The sequence below is a fragment of the Pseudomonas sp. PVC-5-1 genome, from assembly GCF_057444345.1.
Map to the genome: position 1 here is coordinate 4,046,222 of NZ_CM172024.1, position 18,560 is coordinate 4,064,781.

Below are 18,560 nucleotides of genomic sequence, written 5' to 3' on the forward strand. Positions count from 1 at the left end.
GGAGGACTACCCATGCGCATTCTGATCGCCAACGTCAACACCACCGAAGCCATCACCGAAGCCATTGCCGAACAGGCCCGTGCGGTGGCAGCGCCCGGCACCGAAATCATCGGCCTCACCCCATGGTTCGGTGCCGAGTCGGTGGAAGGCAACTTCGAAAGCTACCTGGCCGCCATCGCGGTGATGGACCGGGTACTGGCCTACGAAGGCCCTTACGACGCCGTGATCCAGGCGGGTTACGGCGAACATGGCCGCGAGGGCTTGCAGGAACTGCTGAACGTGCCGGTAGTGGACATCACCGATGCAGCCGCCAGCACGGCGATGTACCTGGGCCATGCCTACTCGGTGGTGACCACCCTGGACCGCACCGTGCCGCTGATCGAGGACCGCCTGAAGCTCTCCGGCCTGTATGACCGCTGCGCATCTGTACGCGCCAGCGGGCTGGCAGTGCTGGAGCTGGAAGCCGACCCGCAGCGCGCGGTGGAGGCGATTGTCGAGCAGGCAGAACGCGCCGTGCGTGACGACAAGGCCGAGGTGATCTGCCTGGGTTGCGGCGGCATGGCCGGTTTGGACGAGCAGATCCGCCAGCGCACCGGCGTGCCGGTGGTGGATGGTGTGAGTGCGGCGGTGACCATGGCCGAATCGCTGGTGCGCATGGGCTTGAGTACCTCCAAGGTCCGTACCTATGCCACGCCACGGGTGAAGAAAGTGGTGGGTTGGCCGATGCGGTTCGGACGCTAACCTTCTATTTGCCTGTGCCGGCCCTTTCGCGGGCTTGCCCGCTCCCACAGGCCCCCACCGCTCTCAAGGGCTGTGCTGTACCTGTGGGAGCGGGCAAGCCCGCGAAGAGGCCGGTACAGGCAAACCATCACCAGCGGATCAGGTCGGGCAGCTATGCGCACCATCATTCAGGCCCTGACGCACATTGCGGCTGAGCAGGCTGGCCTTGCCGTCGTGCCAGGTCAGGGTCAGGACGTAGAGGGTGTCGAAGTCGTCGCCGCTCCAGTCCTCGGTGATCACCCGCTTTTCACCGAGGGCCTTGCCAGCCACGGCATTGATCAGGTCAGGGAGGTAGCCATGCGACCAGGCGGTGTACACGGTCGCGTTACGGTACTTGTCGCGCAGCAGCTCTTCGGCCAGCGCGTCGGTGTCGTTGGCGCCATAGTCGATGTTTACCGGCAGGCCCAGGCGAATGGCGCTGGGGCTGATGGTCATCAGCGGGCGAATGTAGCTGTAGCTTTGGTCCTTGCTGCCTTCCTCGACATGCCGCGAGGGGTTGGCAGCGAACACGTAGTCGGCCTTGCCAAAGCGCTCGGGCAGCACGGTAGCCAGGTCCAACGCACGGTTGAGGCCCTGGCAGTTCAACTGGCCCAGCCCCTCACCCGGCTTCTCGGCGTGGCGCAGGAACACAAGGGTCTGGGTGCCATCCACCGGTTGCGCCCGGCTTTCGACTGCTTCCAGCGCCAGCGGTACGGCTATGGCTGCAAGCGTCAGGCTCAGCAACCAGTGACGACGACGGCGGAAGAATGTTGGCAACTTCATCAAAACAGGCCCATGTGGCAGAAAGAATCGGGTAGACCCGCCACATCACCCCGCCAACAGCACCGCGGGGCATCCTTGTAGTGAATGCCGTCCTTGGCAACGAGTGAGGGTGAGAGTGCCCTGAACCCGTTTGGTTCCTCCCTGGAGGTGGATGCCGTTCCCTAGGCAAGGCTTAGATTAGAGGATGGGGTGTTGCTGAAATGTGTAGGGCGCAAGAACATCGGGTTGCAGTACTGCCACTCAATCATCCCGCGTCAGCACTTCCAGCAATTCGATCTCGAAGGTCAAATCCGAATTCGGCGGAATCGCCCCCACGCTGCGTTCGCCATAGCCCAGGTGCGCCGGTACCAGCAACTTGCGCTTGCCGCCAACGCGCATACCCATCAGGCCTTGATCCCACCCCTTGATTACCCGACCAGTGCCGATCACGCACTGGAACGGCTTGCCGCGCGACCAGGACGAGTCGAACTCGCTGCCGTCGGCCAGCCAGCCTGTGTACTGGGTGGTGATCAGGGCGCCTTTGACGGCGGCTTTGCCATCCCCCTCCACAAGGTCGATGATCTGCAGTTCTTGGCTCACGGGGCATACTCCAACGCTGGAAACAAAGCCGCCCTTTTCTCAGGAATGCACCGGTTTGGCAAGTTCGCGTGGCGTTTCGTGCTGGCGCATCGATCACAGCACGCCGCCTGAATCAGCCGAGCTGCTCGAAGGCTTCCTGGCCAGTCAGTTCCTTGGTCTGGTTGGCGAAGCAATACCAGGCGGGTTTCTGTTCGACGAAGATCTGCAAGTCGAAATGCCATTCCTGGTCGCCGTCGAGCAGGCCGACCGGCACGGCGTGGAAGTCATTGGCCTTGAGCCGGTAGTACAGATGCGTGCCGCACTGGCCGCAGAAGCCGCGCTGGGCCCAATCGGAAGACTCATAGACGCTGGGCGCGCGCCCTTCGATCACCGGTGGCTGGCTGCAATGCACCACCAGCAATGGGCCGCCGGTCCATTTGCGGCACATGCTGCAGTGGCAGGCGCTGATATGGGTATTGTCGACGGTGACCTTGAGCCGGGTGGCGCCGCACAGGCAGGTGCCGTGTTTTTCCAGGGCCATGGATGGCTCCTTGAGCGGAAGATGGGCCAGCAAGTATAGATGCCTGTACCGGTCTCATCGCCGGCAAGCCTGCTCCCACCCCGACCGCGCCGTTCTCAGGCCAGTGCAGTACCTGTGGGAGCTGGCTTGCCGGCGATGAGGCCGGCACAGGCAGCACAAGACAGTTGCCCAAGGTCAGATGTACACCGTACCGCGCAGGTACAACGCCGCCCGCCCGCTGATGATCACCCGGCCGTTACCCGGCACTTCGCACTGCAGCTGCCCTTTGCGCACCCCACCCTGCTCGCAGCTCAGCACGTTCCTACCCAGACGCTCTGCCCATATCGGCGCCAGCGAGGTGTGCGCCGAGCCAGTCACCGGGTCTTCGTTCACGCCAACCCTCGGGCCGAACCAGCGGGTGACGAAATCAAAGCCACGGCCTGCCGCGGTAACGGCGATACCGCGCACATCGAAGGCCGACAGCGCAACGAAATCCGGCTTCAGGGTGTCGAGCAACAGGGCGTCATCGATCACTACCACATAGTCGTCACTGCGGTACAGCGCCTGTGCCTGGCCCAGGCCCAGCGCCTGCAACAGGCCCGGTAGCATGTCCACGGCGACCGGCTGCTTGGCCGGGAAGTCCATGGCCAGCAGCCCGTCAGCGTTGCGGCTGACCCGCAGCTCGCCACTGCGGGTGTTGAAACGCAGCACCTGCGCCTGCTCGCCCAGCTGTTCGAACAGCACATAGGCCGAGGCCAGGGTGGCATGGCCGCACAGGTCGACTTCCACGGTCGGGGTGAACCAGCGCAGGTCGAAGGTTTCGCCGTTGCGCACGAAGTAGGCGGTTTCCGAGAGGTTGTTCTCTTCGGCAATGCGCTGCAGCACGTCGTCCGGCAGCCAGCTTTGCAGTGGGATCACTGCCGCCGGGTTGCCCCCGAACGGCTCGGCGGAAAACGCATCGACCTGGAAGATTTCAAGTTGCATGCACACACTCCTTGTTGCCCGATCGCTGCCAGGCAGATGTATGAAAAGGGTTACTGGCGTACCGGAGTCAACACGGCTTCGCCGGCAAAGAACGCCTGCAGGTTGCGCAGCACTAGGGTCACCGTATCGCGCGCCGCCTCCGGCGACTGGCCGGCCACGTGGGGGGTGAGCACGGTGTTGCCAAGGGCCTTGAGGGCATCGGGTACAGCCGGCTCGTCGTCGAACACATCCAGTGCCGCACCAGCCAGCTGGCCATGCTGCAGCGCGGCCACCAGGGCCTGGGTGTCGACCACGCTGGCTCGGGCGATATTCACCAGGTAGCCCTCGTCCCCCAGGGCCTCGAGCACCTGCGCATCGACCAGGTGACGAGTGTTGGCTCCCCCGGGGGTTGCCACCACCAGGATGTCGACGGCGTCAGCCAAGTGCTGCGGGCTGTCGTACCAGGTGTAGGGCACATCCTGGCGCGGCGTGCGGCTGTGGTAACTGACGGGCATGGCGAAGCCCAGGTGGGCGCGCCTGGCGATGGCCAGGCCCACCGCACCAAGGCCGAGAATGCCCAGGCGCTTGCCACTCACCGAGGGGCTGATCACCCGGTTCCATTCGCCCCGGCGGGTACTGGCATCGGCGCGGGGAATGTCGCGCAACAGCGCCAGCAGCAGGGCGAGGGTGTGGTCGGCGACCGCTTCGGCATTGGCCCCGGCGCCGTTGGTGACAGTGATGCCGCGCGCAGCGGCCGCGGCCAGATCGACCTGTTCGTAGCCGGCACCGATCACGCAGATGATCTGCAGTTTGGACAGCGTGTCGATTTCGCTGGCAGTCAGGCCCAGCGGGCCGCGGGTGAGCACGGCATCTACTTCATGGGCATGGCGCTGGATGGCCTCGGCCCGCAGTTGCGGCGAAGGGGCACGGATCAAACGGTAGCCGGCCTGCTCCAGCATGGGCAGGTAATCATCGACGGTTTCCACCAGCACCAGGACTGTCTTGTGCATGCCACCTCCGGGTCAGTTCGAGGCGACATTATGCGGAGTCACCGGCCAGTACAGTCAACCGAAATAAAGAGGTGAAACTGCACTGTTCTGCTTAGCTCTGCTCTGCTCTGCTCTGCTCTGCTCTTGCTCTTGCTCTTGATCTTGATCTTGATCTTGATCTTCGCGACTTCAGGAGGCCGAGCAGAGGTCTTGCGGAGGGAGGTGACGGGCATGGATGCCCGTCAAGCGCTGAGGCCCCATGGATGGGGCCTGCAGCGCGTACTCCCGGGAGCAAGACCGGCGCGAGGGAACCCCGGAGCGCAGCGCAGGGGCCGGATGATGGGAGCGCAGCGTTTTTTGGTTACTTTTTGTCGCGTTTGACAAAAAGTAACTCGCCGTAAGGGCGAAAAGGTGAGTATGCGTCGCCATCGTAAATGGACTATGCGCGAGATCAAGACCGGTACTTTTCCGCTCTTCGCTCTTCGCTCTTCGCTCTTCGCTCTTCGCTTTCAAGCGTGGGCATCAACAACAAGGTCAACATTCATTTTCGAAGGTGGCGCTTAATCACCTTTCCGCCCTTACGGCGGGTCACTTTTTGTCAAACGCGACAAAAAGTAACCAAAAAACGCTGGCTCCTATCATCCGGCCCCTACGCTGCGCTCCGGGGTTCCCTCGCTACGAGCCTGCTCCCGGGAGTACGCGCTGCAGGCCCCATCCATGGGGCCTCAGCGCTTGACGGGCATCCATGCCCGTCACCTCCCTCCGCAGTCCCTTCGCTCGGCCTCCTGAAGTCGCAATCGGCGGCGCCTGGACTACCGCGCGCTTAAAAGCAAAAGCAACGGCAACGGCAACGGCAACGTTGCAATTATTGGGCGAACGCACGCCCCAGACCACCCGGCACACCGCTGCTGTCAGTCTCCTGCCACGGTCCATCCGGGCTCAGCGACCAGCTCCAGCCGTTGTTGAAGCGGTAGTAGGTCCGCTGGCGGTAGAAGGTATTGGGCTTCTTCTCCAGCACATACACACCCAGCTTCGGGTCCCAATGGCTCGCCCCGCCAGGCGGCGGCGCGAAGCTGGCCGAGGTGCGAGGCATCGGCTTGGGCGTGGCCGCAGGCTTGCTCGGCGCGGGGGCCGGCTGCCTGTCCGGCAAGGGCTTGACCGCCGGCCCCGGCGGCGGCAGGCGCTCGATCGGTGGTTCGGGCTGCTCGTACGGCTCATGCACCGTACACGCAGACAAACCCAGGGCCAGGGTGATCAGGGTCAGGCGGACGATGCTGTGCATGGCATTGCTCTCTTACGGGTCGGGGCTGTCGATGGTCAGGTGCTGGATGGCCTGGGTGGCGCTGGGCAATGGCGTGCCCTGGCCAATCCACTCGCCATGGGTTGGCTGGCCAGCGCGTGATACACGTGCAACGAGTTGGACTTCGGCAAAGTCCGACAGTTTCATCTGCGGCATCATGGCGTCAGCATCGGACAGTTCCACCTCGATCGGCAACTGCGCCACGGTCACCCGCTTGGCCGCCAGCGGCATGGGTGGGCCATTGCTGGCGCGGGCGAAGATGAATACCGTGTCGTCCGGCTTGACCTTGTCCTTCAACGCCGCAGCCAGTTCCACGCGCACCTTCAAGCGAGCCGCCACGGGCGCCGCAGACCGCCCCGGCGAACCACCCAGGCGCTCGGCGGCGCGGTCGATGCCGCCCTGCAGCGCCGCACGCGAGGTATCACCTTCCGGCAGCTGCGCCAGCAGGCGCTTCCAGTAATCGATGGCTTCCTGGTAACGCTCGCCCTCGAAGGCAGCGATACCACGCAGCCCCAGGCTGGTCACTTCGTTGGGGTCGGCTTTCAGCGCCTCGTCAGTCAGCGCCTGCAGCTGCGGGCTCCATTTCTTGTCGGCGGCGAAGTACAGCGCCTGTGCCCATTGCCCGAGCAATTCGGGCTGGCGACCGGCCAGGGCCACGGCGCGCTCGAAGGTACGCGCGGCATCGGCGGGGCGCTGCTCGGCCATGTAGGCTCGGCCCAGGAAGTACACGGCCTCGGCCGAATCCGGCTGGGCCTGCACCACCCGCTCCAGGCGGGCAGTCATTTCTTCCATCGATTTGGGCGCTTCGGCAAACTCCTGGGTCAGCTCAACCTTGTCGGCCGCGCCGAAATGCAGGTACAGCCCCAATGCCAGCAGCGGCACCAGCAGCGCCGCCAGCAACGGCAGGGCCTTGCCCAGGTGCCCCTGACGCGGGGCCTCGGCACCTTCGGTATCCGCCAGCAGCTCACGGGCGGCCTCGTCACGGCCCTTGGCCATCTGCGCCTCGTCGAGCACGCCAGCGGCCTGCTGGGCAACCAGTTCGGCGACGCGCTCCTGGTACAGTGCCACGTTCAGGGCGGTGCGGTCTTCTTCCTGCTGGCGGCCACGGCCACGCAGGATCGGGATCAGCAGGAAGCTGAGGGCAGCGAGCAGCAGCAGGCCCGCGCTAAGCCAGAATTCAATCATGGGTCTGTTCTTTTTCCAGCAATTTGGCGAGACGCTCGCGTTCTTCGGCGGACAACTCATTGGCGCCCTGCACGGCCGCACTGCGGCGCCGGCGCACGATCAGCGCCAGCACCACGAAACCACCAGCCAGCAAAATCCCCGGGCCGAACCACAGCAGCCAGGTACGCCCGCTGAGCGCCGGCTTGTAGCGCACGAAGTCGCCATAGCGGTCGACCATGAAGTCGACGATCTGCTGGTTGCTCTTGCCCTCGCCGAGCATGCGGAAGATTTCCCGACGCAGGTCGGCGGCAATCGGCGCGTTGGAGTCGGCGATGTCCTGGTTCTGGCACTTGGGGCAGCGCAGCTCTTTGGTCAGCTGCTGGTAGCGCTCACGCTCGGCATCGTCGCGGAACTGGTAGGTGTCGATGGCCGCCTTGGCCACGCCTGCCAGGCTCAACCCCATGAAGAGCCCCAGCACGGCAGCTGCCAGCCCCCGCTTCATGGCCTGGCCTCGTAGACCAGGCCCTGGTACAGCGGCGCCAGCTGCTCACGCCAGACCGTGGCATCGACCACGCCCACGTGCTTGTAGCGGATGATGCCCTTGGCATCGATCAGGAAGGTTTCCGGAGCGCCATACACGCCCAGGTCCAGGCCCAGGCTGCCCTGCTCGTCACGAATGTCCAGCTGGTACGGGTTGTGGAACTCGGCCAGCCACTTCAGGGCCGCCGCATTGTCGTCCTTGTAGTTGACGCCGTGGATCACCACGCCCTGCTGGGCCAGCTGGTTCAGGTACGGGTGCTCTACCTTGCACGACGGGCACCAGGTGGCCCACACGTTGACCAGTGCCGGGCGGCCACGCAAGTCGGCCTCGGTCAGGGTACGGTCGCCCTGGGTCGAGGCCAGGGAAAACGCCGGGAACGGCTTGCCGATCATTGCCGAGGGCAGCTCGTCGGGCTTGAGGAACAGCCCTTTGTAGAGGAACACCGCCACCAGCAGGAATACCGCCAGGGGGACTACCATGATCCAACGCTTCATGCAGCTGCTCCAGACACGCCCAGGGCATCACGCACCCGGGTCTTGACCTTGACGCGATAGCGCCGGTCGAGGGCCGCCAGCAACCCGCCCAGGCCGGTCAGCAGACCGCCCAGCCAGATCCAGCGGACGTAAGGCTTGATATGCACGCGGACCGCCCAGGCACCGTTCTCCAGCGGCTCGCCGAGGGCGACGTACAGGTCGCGGGTAAAGCCGGCGTCGATGCCAGCTTCGGTCATCATCGACTGCTGCACGGTGTACAGGCGCTTCTCCGGGTGCAGGGTGGTCACTTCACGGCCATCGCGGCTGACCACCACGGTGCCCTTGTCGGAGATGAAGTTCGGCCCTTCGAAGTGCCGGGCCCCCTGGAACAGGAAGTGGTAACCGCCCAGCTCCACGCTCTCGCCCGGTGCCATGCGCAGGTCGCGTTCAGCGCTGTTGTTGCTCGACAGCACCACGCCCAGCGCGCACACCGCCAGGCCCAGGTGCGCCAGCTGCATGCCCCAGTAGCTGCGACCCAGGCCAGGCAGGCCCTTGAGCAGGCCTTTGTGACGGGTCTTGTCGAGAATGTCGCGCAGCCCGCCAAGCACCACCCAGGCGGCCAGGGCGAAGGCGGTCAGGGTCGGCCAGTCGAAGTCGTCGACAATAAAGCCTGCCACCGGCGCGAGGATGGCGCTGCCGAGCAGCACCGGGGTCATCATGCTGGCCAGCCATTTGCCGGGGGTGTCTTTCCAGCGCACCACCACGCCCACGCCCAGCACCACCATCAGCAGTGCCATCAGCGGCAGGAACAAGGCGTCGAAATACGGTGGGCCGACCGACAGCTTGGCACCGGTCAACGCATCGAGCACCAGCGGGTAGAGGGTGCCGAGCAGAATCATCGAGGCCGCCACTACCAGCACCAGGTTGTTGGCCAGCAGCAGCGTCTCGCGCGACCACAGGGCAAAGCCGACCTGGCTCTTGACCACCGGTGCGCGCAGGGCGAACAGAGTGAGCGAACCACCGACCACGAACAGCAGGAAGATCAGGATGAAAATGCCCCGCGACGGGTCGGCGGCAAACGCATGCACCGAGGTCAGGACACCGGAGCGCACCAGGAAGGTACCCAGCAGGCTCAGCGAGAACGCGGCAATCGCCAGCAGCACGGTCCAGCTCTTGAATACCCCGCGCTTTTCGGTCACCGCCAGCGAGTGGATCAGCGCCGTACCCACCAGCCAAGGCATGAACGAGGCGTTTTCCACCGGGTCCCAGAACCACCAGCCACCCCAGCCAAGTTCATAGTAGGCCCACCACGAACCCAGGGTAATGCCGACACCGAGGAAGGCCCAGGCAACGATGGTCCAGGGCCGCGACCAGCGCGCCCAGGCGGCGTCCAGGCGGCCACCGAGCAAGGCGGCGATGGCGAAGGCGAAGGCCACCGAGAACCCGACGTAGCCCATGTACAGCATCGGCGGGTGGACGATCAGGCCAAAGTCCTGCAACAGCGGGTTGAGGTCGCGGCCATCGGTCGGCACCTGCGGCAGCAGGCGCTGGAACGGGTTGGAAGTGATGATCAGGAAGCTCAGGAAGCCCACGCTGATCATGCCCATTACCGCAAGCACGCGGGCCAGCATCACCTGCGGCAACTGCCGCGAGAACACCGACACGGCGAAGGTCCAGCCGCCGAGGATCAGCGCCCACAGCAGCAGCGAACCTTCGTGGGCGCCCCACACGGCACTGAACTTGTAATACCAGGGCAAGGCGCTGTTGGAGTTGCTGGCCACATAGGCGACCGAGAAATTGTCGGTCATGAAGGCATGGGTCAGGCAGGCGAAGGCAAAGGCCAGGAAGGCGAACTGCCCCCAGGCCGCCGGCCGCGCCAGGCTCATCCACAGGCTGTCGCCACGCCAGGCGCCGAGCAGCGGCACGCTGGCCTGCACGACGGCAAAGCAGATGGCCAGGATCATCGCCAGCTGGCCGAGTTCGGGGATCACCAGCGCCGCGTTCATGGCCTGGCCTCCCCGCCGGTGGCGGCCTGGCCGCTTTCCTTCAGGGCCTTGGTAACCTCGGGCGGCATGTACTTCTCGTCGTGCTTGGCCAGTACTTCATCGGCCACCACCACGCCATCGGCGTTGAGCTTGCCGAGGGCGACGATGCCCTGCCCTTCGCGGAACAGGTCGGGGAGGATGCCACGGTAGGTGATCGGCACCGACTTGTTGAAGTCGGTGACCACGAAGCGCACGTCCAGCGAATCGGACGAACGCTGTACCGAACCTTTCTCGACCATGCCGCCGGCGCGGATGCGGGTGTCCAGCGGCGCTTCGCCGTTGGCGATCTGGGTCGGGGTGTAGAACAGGTTGATGTTTTGCTGCAATGCGCTCAAGGCAAAGCCGACGGCAACCCCGACGCCGACCAGCAGGCCGACGATGAGCAACAGGCGTTTCTTGCGCTGCGGATTCACTGGTTGTTCTCCCGGCGCAAACGGCGCGCCTCATCTTGCAGGTAGCGACGGCGGGCCAGCACGGGCGTGGCGACATTCAGCGCCAGCACCGCCAGGCAGATGCCATAGGCCGTCCACACGTACAGGCCATGGTGGCCCATGGCGAGAAAGTCACCGAAGGTGGCGAAACTCATTGTGCGGCCCTCCGCCCCAGGCTGTTCAATACTTCATCCTTGACCCAACTGGCGCGCGCTTCGCGCTTGAGTACTTCAAGGCGCATGCGCAGCAACAGCACCGCGCCGAAGAAGCAGTAGAAGCCCAGCGCCGTGCACAGCAGCGGCAACCACATTTCTGCGGGCATCGCCGGCTTTTCGGTGAGGGTGAAGGTGGCGCCCTGGTGCAGGGTGTTCCACCACTCCACCGAGTACTTGATGATCGGGATGTTCACCACGCCGACGATCGCCAGTACCGCACAGGCCTTGGCTGCACTGTCACGATTACTGATTGCCTGGCCCAGCGCAATAATGCCGAAGTACAGGAACAACAGGATGAGCATGGACGTCAGCCGGGCATCCCAGACCCACCAGCTTCCCCAGGTGGGCTTGCCCCAGATGGCCCCGGTGACCAGCGCCACGGCGGTCATCCAGGCGCCAATGGGGGCGGCGCATTGCAAGGCGACGTCGGCCAGTTTCATCTTCCACACCAGCCCCACCACCCCGGCCACTGCCAGCAGCACGTAGCAGGACTGCGCCAGCATCGCCGCCGGTACGTGGATGTAGATGATGCGGAAGCTGTTGCCTTGCTGGTAGTCCTGGGGGGCGAAGGCCAGGCCCCAGGTGATGCCGACCAGCAGCAGGAGCACGGCAGCGCCGGCAAGCCACGGCAGCATGCGGCCGCTGATGGCATAGAACCATTTGGGGGAGCCCAGCTTGTGGAACCACGTCCAGCTTATTTTCATCAGGGTACATCCAGGGTATTGGCCGGGCTTGAAAGCCCGGGACTCGTTATTCGCCGACGCTGATCTTCAGGCCGGCCGCTATCGCAAAGGGTGCCAGGGTCACGGCCAGGGCCGTCAGGCTGGCGAGCCAGAGCAGGTGGCCGGTTGCCGGCATATTCTGCAACGCCGCTTGCAACGCACCACTGCCCAGGATCAATACAGGGATATACAACGGCAGAATCAGCAATGCCAGCAGCAAACCGCCGCGTTTCAGACCGACTGTCAGCGCCGCGCCCACCGCGCCCAGCAGGCTCAGCACGGGCGTGCCCAGCAGCAGGGAACCGAGCAGCACCGGCAGGCAGTGGCTCGGCAGGCCCAGCATCAGCGCCAGCAGCGGCGCCAACAATACCAGCGCCAGCCCGGAAAAGATCCAGTGTGCCAGCACCTTGGCCAGCACCAGCAGCGCCAACGGGTGCGGCGACAGCACCCACTGTTCCAGCGAGCCGTCCTCGAAATCGCTGCGGAACAGGCCGTCCAGCGACAACAGCACCGCCAGCAGCGCCGCCACCCAGACCAAGCCTGGCGACAAGGTTTGCAACAATTGGCTTTCCGGGCCGACTGCCAGCGGGAACAGTGCAACCACGATGGCGAAGAATACCAACGGGTTGGCCAGCTCGGCCGGGCGGCGGAACAGCAGGCGCGCTTCGCGGCGCAACAACAGGATGAATACGCTCATGCCGCCCATTGCCCCAGGTTCAGTTCACGGTAACCGGAGGGTTTGCGTTCCAGCGTGTGGTGGGTGGTCAGCACCACCGTGCCGCCCTGCTCGCAGTGGGCCGCCAGGTGCGCCTCGAGCTGCGCCACGCCCTGCTTGTCGAGGGCGGTGAAGGGTTCGTCGAGGATCCACAGCGGCGGGCTGGCCAGGTACAGCCGGGCCAGGGCCACGCGGCGCTGCTGGCCGGCAGACAGGGTGTGGCAGGGCACGTCTTCAAAACCACGCAGGCCGACGGCCGCCAGTGCCGCCCAGATCGCCTCGCGGCTGGCCGGCTGGTGCAGGGCGCACAGCCAGGTGAGGTTCTCCTCGGCGGTGAGCAGGTCCTTGATGCCCGCTGCATGGCCGATCCACAACAGGATGCTGGCCAGGGCGTGGCGCTGCTCGGCCAGTGGCTTGCCACCCAGCAGGATCTGCCCGGCCGTCGGCTGCATCAGGCCGGCCAGCAAGCGCAGCAGGCTGGTCTTGCCGCTGCCGTTGGGGCCGCTGATCTGCAGCATGTCGCCGGGCCGCAGCTCGAAAGCGAGGTGCTCGAACAGCAGGCGCCAGTCGCGCTCGCAGGCCAGGCCCGCGGCTTGGAGGTGAAGGGTCACGGTTTCGCCTTATCTTTGTAGGGTTCCGGAGCGGTGTCGCCTGCTTCGCGGGCACGCCCGCTCCCACAAGGTTTCACGCAAGGCTTGAAAGCTGCGCAACCCCTTGTAGGAGCGGGTTCACCCGCGAAGCAGGCGACACGGCCCTGGAGCCCTGTATCTCAAGTCGCCCCCCTCGCTGCCGTTATACTGGCAACGACGGACGGCCGGCATTATTACACGCGCCGCCACGCTGCCAAGAGGGCGGGTTCGACAGGTTGTATACAATCATGACTGAAATCAATAGTCTCGGCGCACAAACCGCAATCAGCCCCCAGGCCATCAAGGCGGGCATGACCGGCGAACTGCTGCGCCTGACACAACCGCAACCCGGCTTGATGGCCCCCGGCGAGACCGCCCAGGCCGAAGTCATGTCGTTGCGCCAGGTGGGCCAGGACTTTCAGCTGGTGCTGCGGCTGATGCAGGCCAACGGCACCCAGACCCAGCTGCAAGCCAGCGCCAGCCAGCCCCTGCCCCAGGGCAGCCAGGTCACGGTCAGCCAGACCGAAAGCAACCGCCTGGCGATCATGCTGCAGCAGGCCAGCGCCAGCCAGGTCGCCACCCTCACCCGCCTGGACACCAGCAAAGTGCCGGTCGGCACCCTGCTGCAGGGCAAGGTCCTGACCAACCAGGCGCTGGCCCAGGCGCCCGGCCAGCCAGCCGTCTACCGGGCGCTGGTCAGCCTGCTCAACAGCGCCCAGGCCGGCGCTACCCTGAGCGTGGACAGCCCGCGCCCGCTGGCCGTCGGCAGCCTGCTCAGCGCGCTGGTGCAGGGCGACCAGTCGCTGCGTTTCGTACCGCTCAGCGGCCGCCAGGACCAGCTCAGCATTGCCCAGCAGCTGCTGACCCAACAAAACCGCCAGGCTTCGCTGCCCGGCCTGCTCAATGCCCTGCAACAGGTGGCCCGCGACCCGGGCGCCGATGGCGAATTGCGAGCCAGCGCCGAACGCCTGCTGGCGAGCCTGCCAGAAGCCCGGCAACTGGGTGATGCCAAGGCAGTGGCGCAGGCCCTGAACAACAGCGGTGCCTTTCTCGAAGCCAAACTGCTGGGCGGTTTCCCGGCCAGTGTCGCCACCGACCTCAAGGCCCACTTGCTGCGGCTGATCACCATCACGCCGGCAAGCGTACCCGGGGCGCCCAACCTGGCGCCCGCCAGCCTGGCCGTTACCATGCCGGCCCTGGCCCGCAGCGCGCTGGGCATGCTCGAGCGGGTCAGCCCCAAGCCGCAGCCGGGCGCATTCCCGCTGCCGTCGCGCCTGCTCAAGGCCATGGAGGACGAAGGCGACCTGCAACAATTGCTACGCCTGGCCGCCGCTGCCGTATCGCGCCTGCAAAGCCATGCCATGAGCAGCCTGCAACAAACCGGTACCCTGGAAAACGGCAACCTGCAGACCACCTGGCAAACCGAAGTGCCGATCCGTCACGGCCAAGAGTTCATCCCGTTGCAGGTCAAGCTGCAGCGCGAGGAAACGCCACAACAGCAGGCCGACCGCCAGCAGGAGTCAGCCGACCCGCTGCAAGCCCTGTGGCGTATCGAGCTGGCTTTCGACCTCTCGCCCCTTGGCCCGCTTCAGGTCCAGGCACAACTGAGCCAAGGCCGCCTGGGTGGCCAGCTTTGGGCGGAACGCGAGGCGACAGCCCGGCTGATCGACAGCCAGCTCGGCAGCTTGCGCGAACGCCTGTTGGCGCGGGGCCTGGATGTGGGTGATCTGGAATGCCATCCTGGTATCCCACCACAAGGCCCGCGTACGCGGGTAGAACAACGTTGGGTGGATGAGAACGCATGACGCACCAACCTGCACGCCAGGCGATTGCCCTGTTCTACGACGGGCAGCAAGCCCCGACCCTCACCGCCAAGGGTGACGATGCGCTGGCCGAGGCCATCCTGGCATTGGCCCGGGAACACGAGGTGCCGATCTACGAAAATGCCGAGCTGGTGCGTCTGCTGGCGCGCCTGGAGCTGGGGGACCAGATACCGGAGGCGCTGTACCTGACCATCGCCGAAATCATCGCCTTTGCCTGGCACCTGCGGGGCAAGGTGCCTGCGGGCTTCGATGACGAACCTGCCGCCCCTGGGCCTGTTCCACCGCTCCTGGGAAGGCTGCTGCCAGGAGGCGAAGGCACCTGACCACCCTGGTATTCATGCAAATTGCCTTTTTGCGCCATATTGGTAACGTGCCGCTCAAGGTCAGGCGCCTGGCGATGTAAGGAATACTGTAATGCGTACCATCTGGTTCTTGCTGCTTCCGGGCACCCACATCCTTGATCTCGGCGGCCCGTTACAAATCATGGCGAGCCTTGAAGAACTCCAGCTGGCTCCGGTCAACGTACGTTGCATAGCCGCCAGACAACAAGTCAGCAGTTTTCAGGGCGTGACACTGAGTGGCCTGCACCAGTTGCCTGACCGGCTGGCACCGCAGGACTTGCTGTTCGTGGTGGGCAACAAGCTCTCTGCGACACCCGCCGATACCGCGATATTGACCGCCACAGCCCGGTGGCTGGCGCAGGTGGTCAGGCAAACGCCGGATATACAACTGTGCTCCATATGCACCGGTGCGTTTCTGCTGGGCGAAGCTGGCTTGCTGGATGGCCGGCAATGCACCACGCACCATCGTTACGTCGACTTGCTTCGAACGCGCTACCCAGCAGCCAAGGTGCTGGAGAACCGCCTGTTCGTCGAGGATGATGGCGTGTTCACCTCGGCAGGCGTGTCCAGCGGAACCGACCTGGCGCTGCACATCGTCAGCCTGCAATTTGGCAAGGTAGTGGCCAACCAGGTGGCGCAGGAACTGGTCATCTACCGTCGCCGCGCCGGCGAAGATGTGCAACTGCGCGCGGCAGACCTGGCGCGCAACCACATCCACCCGTTGGTGCATGCAGCCCAGGACTACATGGATGCACACCTGGGTACCAACTTCAGCTTCGAACAACTGGCCAGCCAGTTCAATGTGAGCTACCGGCACCTGGCGCGGCTGTTCCGCGATAATACCGGCCAAACGCTGCAGAACTACCTGCGCGCCCAACGCATCGACCTGGCCCGTGAGCTTTTGCGCGGCAGCCATCTCAACGTGGAACAGATCGCCGAGCGTTGCGGCTACGGCAGCAGCCATGCCTTTCGCCTGGCATGGCGCCAGGAAATGCCACAACCGCCACTGCAGTTTCGCCATGCTCTGGCTAACGAGGGCGCCTAGATCTTTGTGCTGCTACCGCTCGCTTATCGCAGTCGGGGCGAAGCTTTCGGTGAAGAACTCCACCACGGCCCGGCGCGAAGCGTCGCGCGCTGCCGGGTCAGGTGCCGAACGCCCCACGCCTCCCTGGCCACGGTGCAGGAACGGGTCCTGATACTCCTGTGCAGCCTCCAACCCATTGAAGCCGTGCTCTGCGCCGGGGTACACCAGCACCTGCGCCCGCGCCTGGTCTTCGCTGGGCAGGTTTGAAATCAGCGACGAACAGGCACGCGGGTCATCGTCGTACTGGTCGTTTTCGCCCACCAGCACCAGCAAGCGCGCCGGGGCCAGATGCTTGAAGGTATAACCTGGCACACGGTTGTAACCCCAACACACGGGGTAGAACGCGGCCATCGAGATGGGGCGTACGCCTGAGGCTTTCTCCAGTTCGTCGTTGATGGGAGCAGAGGCGGCGAGCATGGCCTGTACGCCCCCCCAGGAAAACCCGAGCACGCCCACGCGTTTGTCATCGACACCGGGTTGCTTGGCCAGGTAAGCCAGGGCGCCTGCCAGGTCCGGCAGGGTATCGTGCACACGTGGTGGCCGCCCTTGTGCACCGCCCGCAAGCCTGCGTGCGCCCCACATATCCAACTCCAGCGTAGCGATGCCGCGGGCATTGAGGTCGCCGCCATGCAACGGGCCGCGCGAATCCATGCCCGCCGAGCCATGCAGGATGATCACCGCCGGTACCGGGCCCGCACCGTTGGCCGGCAGCGACAACACAGCCGGAACCCGAATCGGTATCGCCTTGCCAGCGGATGGCAGTGGCTGACTATAGAAAGAGACAAGCCGTTTGCTGACAGTGACAACGGTGCCGCTATCGGTGGCGGCGACCTCAGCCCGGGCCGTTGCGAACGGAAGCGCACAGCCCAGCACCAAGCTGATGGCCATTACTTTGAACATCTGGTTACCCCTGAACGTCATGAGCGGGTGTTGAACCTTCACCCGTTATCGAAAATTGGCGGCGCCTGGCATCAGCCGCACATCGTCATTACTGCCAGGCCATCGACATGCCATTGGGTGAATGCCAACGGGTCGAGCACCGCCATACCTGTCATCACGCAACTCGCCAGCACAAAAGCCACGGCATAAAAACGCACCTCCTTCGCGCAGGCCGTGCCATACACCGCGATCAATGCAAGGATCTGCACCCCCACGGCGAACACACCGATGCCGAATCCTGAAGCAAGCAGTTCAGCCATTGAACACCGCGTTCCGGGCACGGCCGGCCGTCGCTGCCATGGACCTTTGCGAGGACACGGCCTGGAAGGCCTGTTGCAGGTCGGCCTTGATATCGTCAACACGCTCCAGGCCGACACAGAACCTGATCAAACCATCCGTGATACCCGCCTGTTGGCGTGCCTGTGCGTCCAACCGCCCGTGTGTGGTTGTGGCCGGATGCGTGACCATGCTGCGGGTGTCACCGATGTTGGTACAGCGCGCCACACAACGCAGTTCGTCAATCCATTGCCAGGCTGCGGCCTGGCCCCCGACGATCTCGAAAGCCAATAGCCCGCCATGGCCGTCCTGCTGGCGGCACGCCAATGCATGCTGGGGGTGGTGTTCAAGGCCGGTGTAATGGACTTCAGTCACCAGGTCCTGATCCATAAGCCAGCGTGCCAGCTCAAAGGCGCTCTCCTGCGCCCGCATCATTCTGACTTCGAGGGTTTCCAGGCTTTTGAGCAGCAGCCAGGCGTTGAACGGGCTGCAAGAAATGCCCAAGGTACGCAGAACACCCCGCAACACCTGCAGGAGGCTTTGCGAACCGGTCACGACGCCCGCCAATGCACGCCCCTGGCCATCCATGTACTTGCCAGCGGAGTGGATGACCAGGTCCGCTCCCAGTGTGTGTGGCCGCTGAAAAACCGGGGTCAGCAAGGTGTTGTCCACCACCAGCAATGCCCCTTTTTCATGTGCCAGCATGCTTATGGCGCGGATATCACCGATTTTCAGCAGCGGATTGGAGGGCGACTCCAACACCACCAGGCGGGTCCTGCCGTCGATTGCTGACTTCCACTGCGCCAGGTCTGTCAAATCGACGAATCGGGCCTCGATCCCGAAGCGGGCCATGTAGTAGCTGAAGGCATTGACCGTAGTACCGAACACGTCCCGGCTGCAGACGATGTTGTCGCCTTGCTGGAGAAAGGCGTGACAAAGCGCGGTGAAAGCGCCCATACCAGAAGCGAACGCCACTGCGCTTTCAGCGCGTTCGAGCGCTGCCACACGGCTTTCAAACGCTTGGACGGTCGGGTTGGTGAACCGGCTGTATACATTGCCTTGCTGCTGGCCGCTGAAGCGCTCGCATGCCTCTTTGGCTGAAGCGAAGGTATAGGCGGACGTCATGGCCAACGGCTCACAGAACACATCGGACAGGTCGCTGACCCGGTGAGCATGCAATGCCCTGGTTGCATTGAAATCAGTTGCGTTGAAATCATCCAGGCCAATCACGGTCGATTGCATGGTTATGCGCCTCCTTGTTTGCATTGAACAATGCGCAATTGATCGGTG

22 protein-coding genes are annotated in these 18,560 nt (G+C 64.5%); 4 read left to right on the forward strand and 18 right to left on the reverse strand.

The features are described 5' to 3' along the window. The first annotated feature begins 12 nt into the window (after positions 1-12). The gene (locus tag AC2T3R_RS18520) at positions 13-741 is read left to right on the forward strand and encodes an aspartate/glutamate racemase family protein (RefSeq protein WP_015271178.1); all 729 of its coding nucleotides are present in this window, start codon (positions 13-15) and stop codon (positions 739-741) included. Positions 742-879: 138 nt separating this feature from the next. Here AC2T3R_RS18520 and AC2T3R_RS18525 read toward each other — a convergent pair whose 3' ends face one another. From AC2T3R_RS18525 to ccmA, 15 genes are all read right to left on the reverse strand, one after another. Further along, positions 880-1,542, reverse strand: a complete 663-nt coding sequence (locus AC2T3R_RS18525) for a histidine phosphatase family protein (RefSeq protein ID WP_397460571.1) — start codon at positions 1,540-1,542, stop codon at positions 880-882. Between the two features lie 240 nt (positions 1,543-1,782). Next, complete coding sequence (locus AC2T3R_RS18530) at positions 1,783-2,121, reverse strand: FKBP-type peptidyl-prolyl cis-trans isomerase (RefSeq protein ID WP_003254365.1); 339 nt, start codon at positions 2,119-2,121, stop codon at positions 1,783-1,785. Between the two features lie 112 nt (positions 2,122-2,233). Continuing rightward, the gene (locus AC2T3R_RS18535) at positions 2,234-2,641 is read right to left on the reverse strand and encodes a GFA family protein (RefSeq protein ID WP_039614455.1); all 408 of its coding nucleotides are present in this window, start codon (positions 2,639-2,641) and stop codon (positions 2,234-2,236) included. Positions 2,642-2,815: 174 nt separating this feature from the next. Beyond that, positions 2,816-3,604, reverse strand: a complete 789-nt coding sequence (locus tag AC2T3R_RS18540; protein WP_397460570.1) for a PhzF family phenazine biosynthesis protein — start codon at positions 3,602-3,604, stop codon at positions 2,816-2,818. Positions 3,605-3,654: 50 nt separating this feature from the next. After that, positions 3,655-4,593, reverse strand: a complete 939-nt coding sequence (locus AC2T3R_RS18545; RefSeq protein ID WP_486744087.1) for a 2-hydroxyacid dehydrogenase — start codon at positions 4,591-4,593, stop codon at positions 3,655-3,657. 844 nt (positions 4,594-5,437) lie between these two features. Next, positions 5,438-5,854: a hypothetical protein gene (locus tag AC2T3R_RS18550; RefSeq protein ID WP_013973557.1), complete on the reverse strand. Its 417-nt coding sequence runs from the start codon at positions 5,852-5,854 to the stop codon at positions 5,438-5,440. A 12-nt stretch (positions 5,855-5,866) separates the two neighbouring features. Continuing rightward, on the reverse strand, positions 5,867-7,057 hold the full coding sequence (gene ccmI / locus AC2T3R_RS18555; RefSeq protein ID WP_486744088.1) for a c-type cytochrome biogenesis protein CcmI: 1,191 nt from the start codon (positions 7,055-7,057) through the stop codon (positions 5,867-5,869). Then, complete coding sequence (locus tag AC2T3R_RS18560; protein WP_003257333.1) at positions 7,050-7,538, reverse strand: cytochrome c-type biogenesis protein; 489 nt, start codon at positions 7,536-7,538, stop codon at positions 7,050-7,052. The genes ccmI and AC2T3R_RS18560 overlap by 8 nt, the downstream gene beginning before the upstream one ends. Beyond that, positions 7,535-8,071, reverse strand: a complete 537-nt coding sequence (locus AC2T3R_RS18565) for a DsbE family thiol:disulfide interchange protein (RefSeq protein ID WP_486744089.1) — start codon at positions 8,069-8,071, stop codon at positions 7,535-7,537. The genes AC2T3R_RS18560 and AC2T3R_RS18565 overlap by 4 nt, the downstream gene beginning before the upstream one ends. Next, positions 8,068-10,041: a heme lyase CcmF/NrfE family subunit gene (locus AC2T3R_RS18570; protein ID WP_178075731.1), complete on the reverse strand. Its 1,974-nt coding sequence runs from the start codon at positions 10,039-10,041 to the stop codon at positions 8,068-8,070. The genes AC2T3R_RS18565 and AC2T3R_RS18570 overlap by 4 nt, the downstream gene beginning before the upstream one ends. A gap of 11 nt (positions 10,042-10,052) precedes the next feature. Further along, positions 10,053-10,508 carry a cytochrome c maturation protein CcmE gene (gene ccmE, locus AC2T3R_RS18575; RefSeq protein WP_015271187.1) on the reverse strand — a complete coding sequence of 152 codons (456 nt, stop codon included), beginning with the start codon at positions 10,506-10,508 and terminating at the stop codon, positions 10,053-10,055. Next, complete coding sequence (gene ccmD / locus AC2T3R_RS18580) at positions 10,505-10,681, reverse strand: heme exporter protein CcmD (protein ID WP_003257324.1); 177 nt, start codon at positions 10,679-10,681, stop codon at positions 10,505-10,507. Before ccmD ends, ccmE begins: the two co-directional genes overlap by 4 nt. Continuing rightward, positions 10,678-11,445 (reverse strand): heme ABC transporter permease, encoded by a 768-nt coding sequence (locus AC2T3R_RS18585; RefSeq protein WP_012273476.1) that lies wholly within the window; start codon positions 11,443-11,445, stop codon positions 10,678-10,680. The genes ccmD and AC2T3R_RS18585 overlap by 4 nt, the downstream gene beginning before the upstream one ends. 46 nt (positions 11,446-11,491) lie before the next feature. Further along, positions 11,492-12,169: a heme exporter protein CcmB gene (ccmB, locus tag AC2T3R_RS18590; protein WP_013973563.1), complete on the reverse strand. Its 678-nt coding sequence runs from the start codon at positions 12,167-12,169 to the stop codon at positions 11,492-11,494. Then, positions 12,157-12,789 (reverse strand): cytochrome c biogenesis heme-transporting ATPase CcmA, encoded by a 633-nt coding sequence (ccmA, locus tag AC2T3R_RS18595; protein WP_013973564.1) that lies wholly within the window; start codon positions 12,787-12,789, stop codon positions 12,157-12,159. The genes ccmB and ccmA overlap by 13 nt, the downstream gene beginning before the upstream one ends. Before the next feature lie 266 nt (positions 12,790-13,055). Between ccmA and fliK the strand changes: the two genes are divergently transcribed. The 3 genes from fliK (at position 13,056) to AC2T3R_RS18610 (ending at position 16,016) form a co-directional block, all read left to right on the forward strand. Then, positions 13,056-14,612: a flagellar hook-length control protein FliK gene (gene fliK, locus AC2T3R_RS18600; protein ID WP_486744090.1), complete on the forward strand. Its 1,557-nt coding sequence runs from the start codon at positions 13,056-13,058 to the stop codon at positions 14,610-14,612. After that, complete coding sequence (locus AC2T3R_RS18605; RefSeq protein WP_123083721.1) at positions 14,609-14,953, forward strand: EscU/YscU/HrcU family type III secretion system export apparatus switch protein; 345 nt, start codon at positions 14,609-14,611, stop codon at positions 14,951-14,953. The genes fliK and AC2T3R_RS18605 overlap by 4 nt, the downstream gene beginning before the upstream one ends. Positions 14,954-15,044: 91 nt before the next feature. Next, complete coding sequence (locus AC2T3R_RS18610; protein WP_015271190.1) at positions 15,045-16,016, forward strand: GlxA family transcriptional regulator; 972 nt, start codon at positions 15,045-15,047, stop codon at positions 16,014-16,016. Positions 16,017-16,028: 12 nt separating this feature from the next. Here the strand turns inward: AC2T3R_RS18610 and AC2T3R_RS18615 are convergent, their stop codons facing one another. The 3 genes from AC2T3R_RS18615 to AC2T3R_RS18625 all read right to left on the reverse strand — a co-directional run bounded on the left by AC2T3R_RS18615 (position 16,029) and on the right by AC2T3R_RS18625 (position 18,512). Further along, the gene (locus AC2T3R_RS18615; RefSeq protein ID WP_486744091.1) at positions 16,029-16,955 is read right to left on the reverse strand and encodes a dienelactone hydrolase family protein; all 927 of its coding nucleotides are present in this window, start codon (positions 16,953-16,955) and stop codon (positions 16,029-16,031) included. 71 nt (positions 16,956-17,026) lie between these two features. Continuing rightward, positions 17,027-17,254: a hypothetical protein gene (locus AC2T3R_RS18620; RefSeq protein WP_486744092.1), complete on the reverse strand. Its 228-nt coding sequence runs from the start codon at positions 17,252-17,254 to the stop codon at positions 17,027-17,029. Further along, positions 17,247-18,512: an aminotransferase class I/II-fold pyridoxal phosphate-dependent enzyme gene (locus tag AC2T3R_RS18625; RefSeq protein ID WP_486744093.1), complete on the reverse strand. Its 1,266-nt coding sequence runs from the start codon at positions 18,510-18,512 to the stop codon at positions 17,247-17,249. The genes AC2T3R_RS18620 and AC2T3R_RS18625 overlap by 8 nt, the downstream gene beginning before the upstream one ends. Between the last annotated feature and the right edge of the window lie 48 nt (positions 18,513-18,560).

Excerpts from the sequence above, each read along its gene's own strand:
- AC2T3R_RS18520 (WP_015271178.1), top strand. The coding sequence starts at position 13 with ATGCGCATTCTGATCGCCAACGTCAACACCACCGAAGCCATCACCGAA.
- AC2T3R_RS18525 (WP_397460571.1), bottom strand. The coding sequence starts at position 1,542 with ATGAAGTTGCCAACATTCTTCCGCCGTCGTCGTCACTGGTTGCTGAGC.
- AC2T3R_RS18535 (WP_039614455.1), bottom strand. The coding sequence starts at position 2,641 with ATGGCCCTGGAAAAACACGGCACCTGCCTGTGCGGCGCCACCCGGCTC.
- AC2T3R_RS18540 (WP_397460570.1), bottom strand. The coding sequence starts at position 3,604 with ATGCAACTTGAAATCTTCCAGGTCGATGCGTTTTCCGCCGAGCCGTTC.
- AC2T3R_RS18545 (WP_486744087.1), bottom strand. The coding sequence starts at position 4,593 with ATGCACAAGACAGTCCTGGTGCTGGTGGAAACCGTCGATGATTACCTG.
- AC2T3R_RS18550 (WP_013973557.1), bottom strand. The coding sequence starts at position 5,854 with ATGCACAGCATCGTCCGCCTGACCCTGATCACCCTGGCCCTGGGTTTG.
- ccmI (WP_486744088.1), bottom strand. The coding sequence starts at position 7,057 with ATGATTGAATTCTGGCTTAGCGCGGGCCTGCTGCTGCTCGCTGCCCTC.
- AC2T3R_RS18560 (WP_003257333.1), bottom strand. The coding sequence starts at position 7,538 with ATGAAGCGGGGGCTGGCAGCTGCCGTGCTGGGGCTCTTCATGGGGTTG.
- AC2T3R_RS18565 (WP_486744089.1), bottom strand. The coding sequence starts at position 8,071 with ATGAAGCGTTGGATCATGGTAGTCCCCCTGGCGGTATTCCTGCTGGTG.
- ccmD (WP_003257324.1), bottom strand. The coding sequence starts at position 10,681 with ATGAGTTTCGCCACCTTCGGTGACTTTCTCGCCATGGGCCACCATGGC.
- AC2T3R_RS18585 (WP_012273476.1), bottom strand. The coding sequence starts at position 11,445 with ATGAAAATAAGCTGGACGTGGTTCCACAAGCTGGGCTCCCCCAAATGG.
- ccmB (WP_013973563.1), bottom strand. The coding sequence starts at position 12,169 with ATGGGCGGCATGAGCGTATTCATCCTGTTGTTGCGCCGCGAAGCGCGC.
- fliK (WP_486744090.1), top strand. The coding sequence starts at position 13,056 with ATGACTGAAATCAATAGTCTCGGCGCACAAACCGCAATCAGCCCCCAG.
- AC2T3R_RS18605 (WP_123083721.1), top strand. The coding sequence starts at position 14,609 with ATGACGCACCAACCTGCACGCCAGGCGATTGCCCTGTTCTACGACGGG.
- AC2T3R_RS18610 (WP_015271190.1), top strand. The coding sequence starts at position 15,045 with ATGCGTACCATCTGGTTCTTGCTGCTTCCGGGCACCCACATCCTTGAT.
- AC2T3R_RS18615 (WP_486744091.1), bottom strand. The coding sequence starts at position 16,955 with ATGTTCAAAGTAATGGCCATCAGCTTGGTGCTGGGCTGTGCGCTTCCG.
- AC2T3R_RS18620 (WP_486744092.1), bottom strand. The coding sequence starts at position 17,254 with ATGGCTGAACTGCTTGCTTCAGGATTCGGCATCGGTGTGTTCGCCGTG.
- AC2T3R_RS18625 (WP_486744093.1), bottom strand. The coding sequence starts at position 18,512 with ATGCAATCGACCGTGATTGGCCTGGATGATTTCAACGCAACTGATTTC.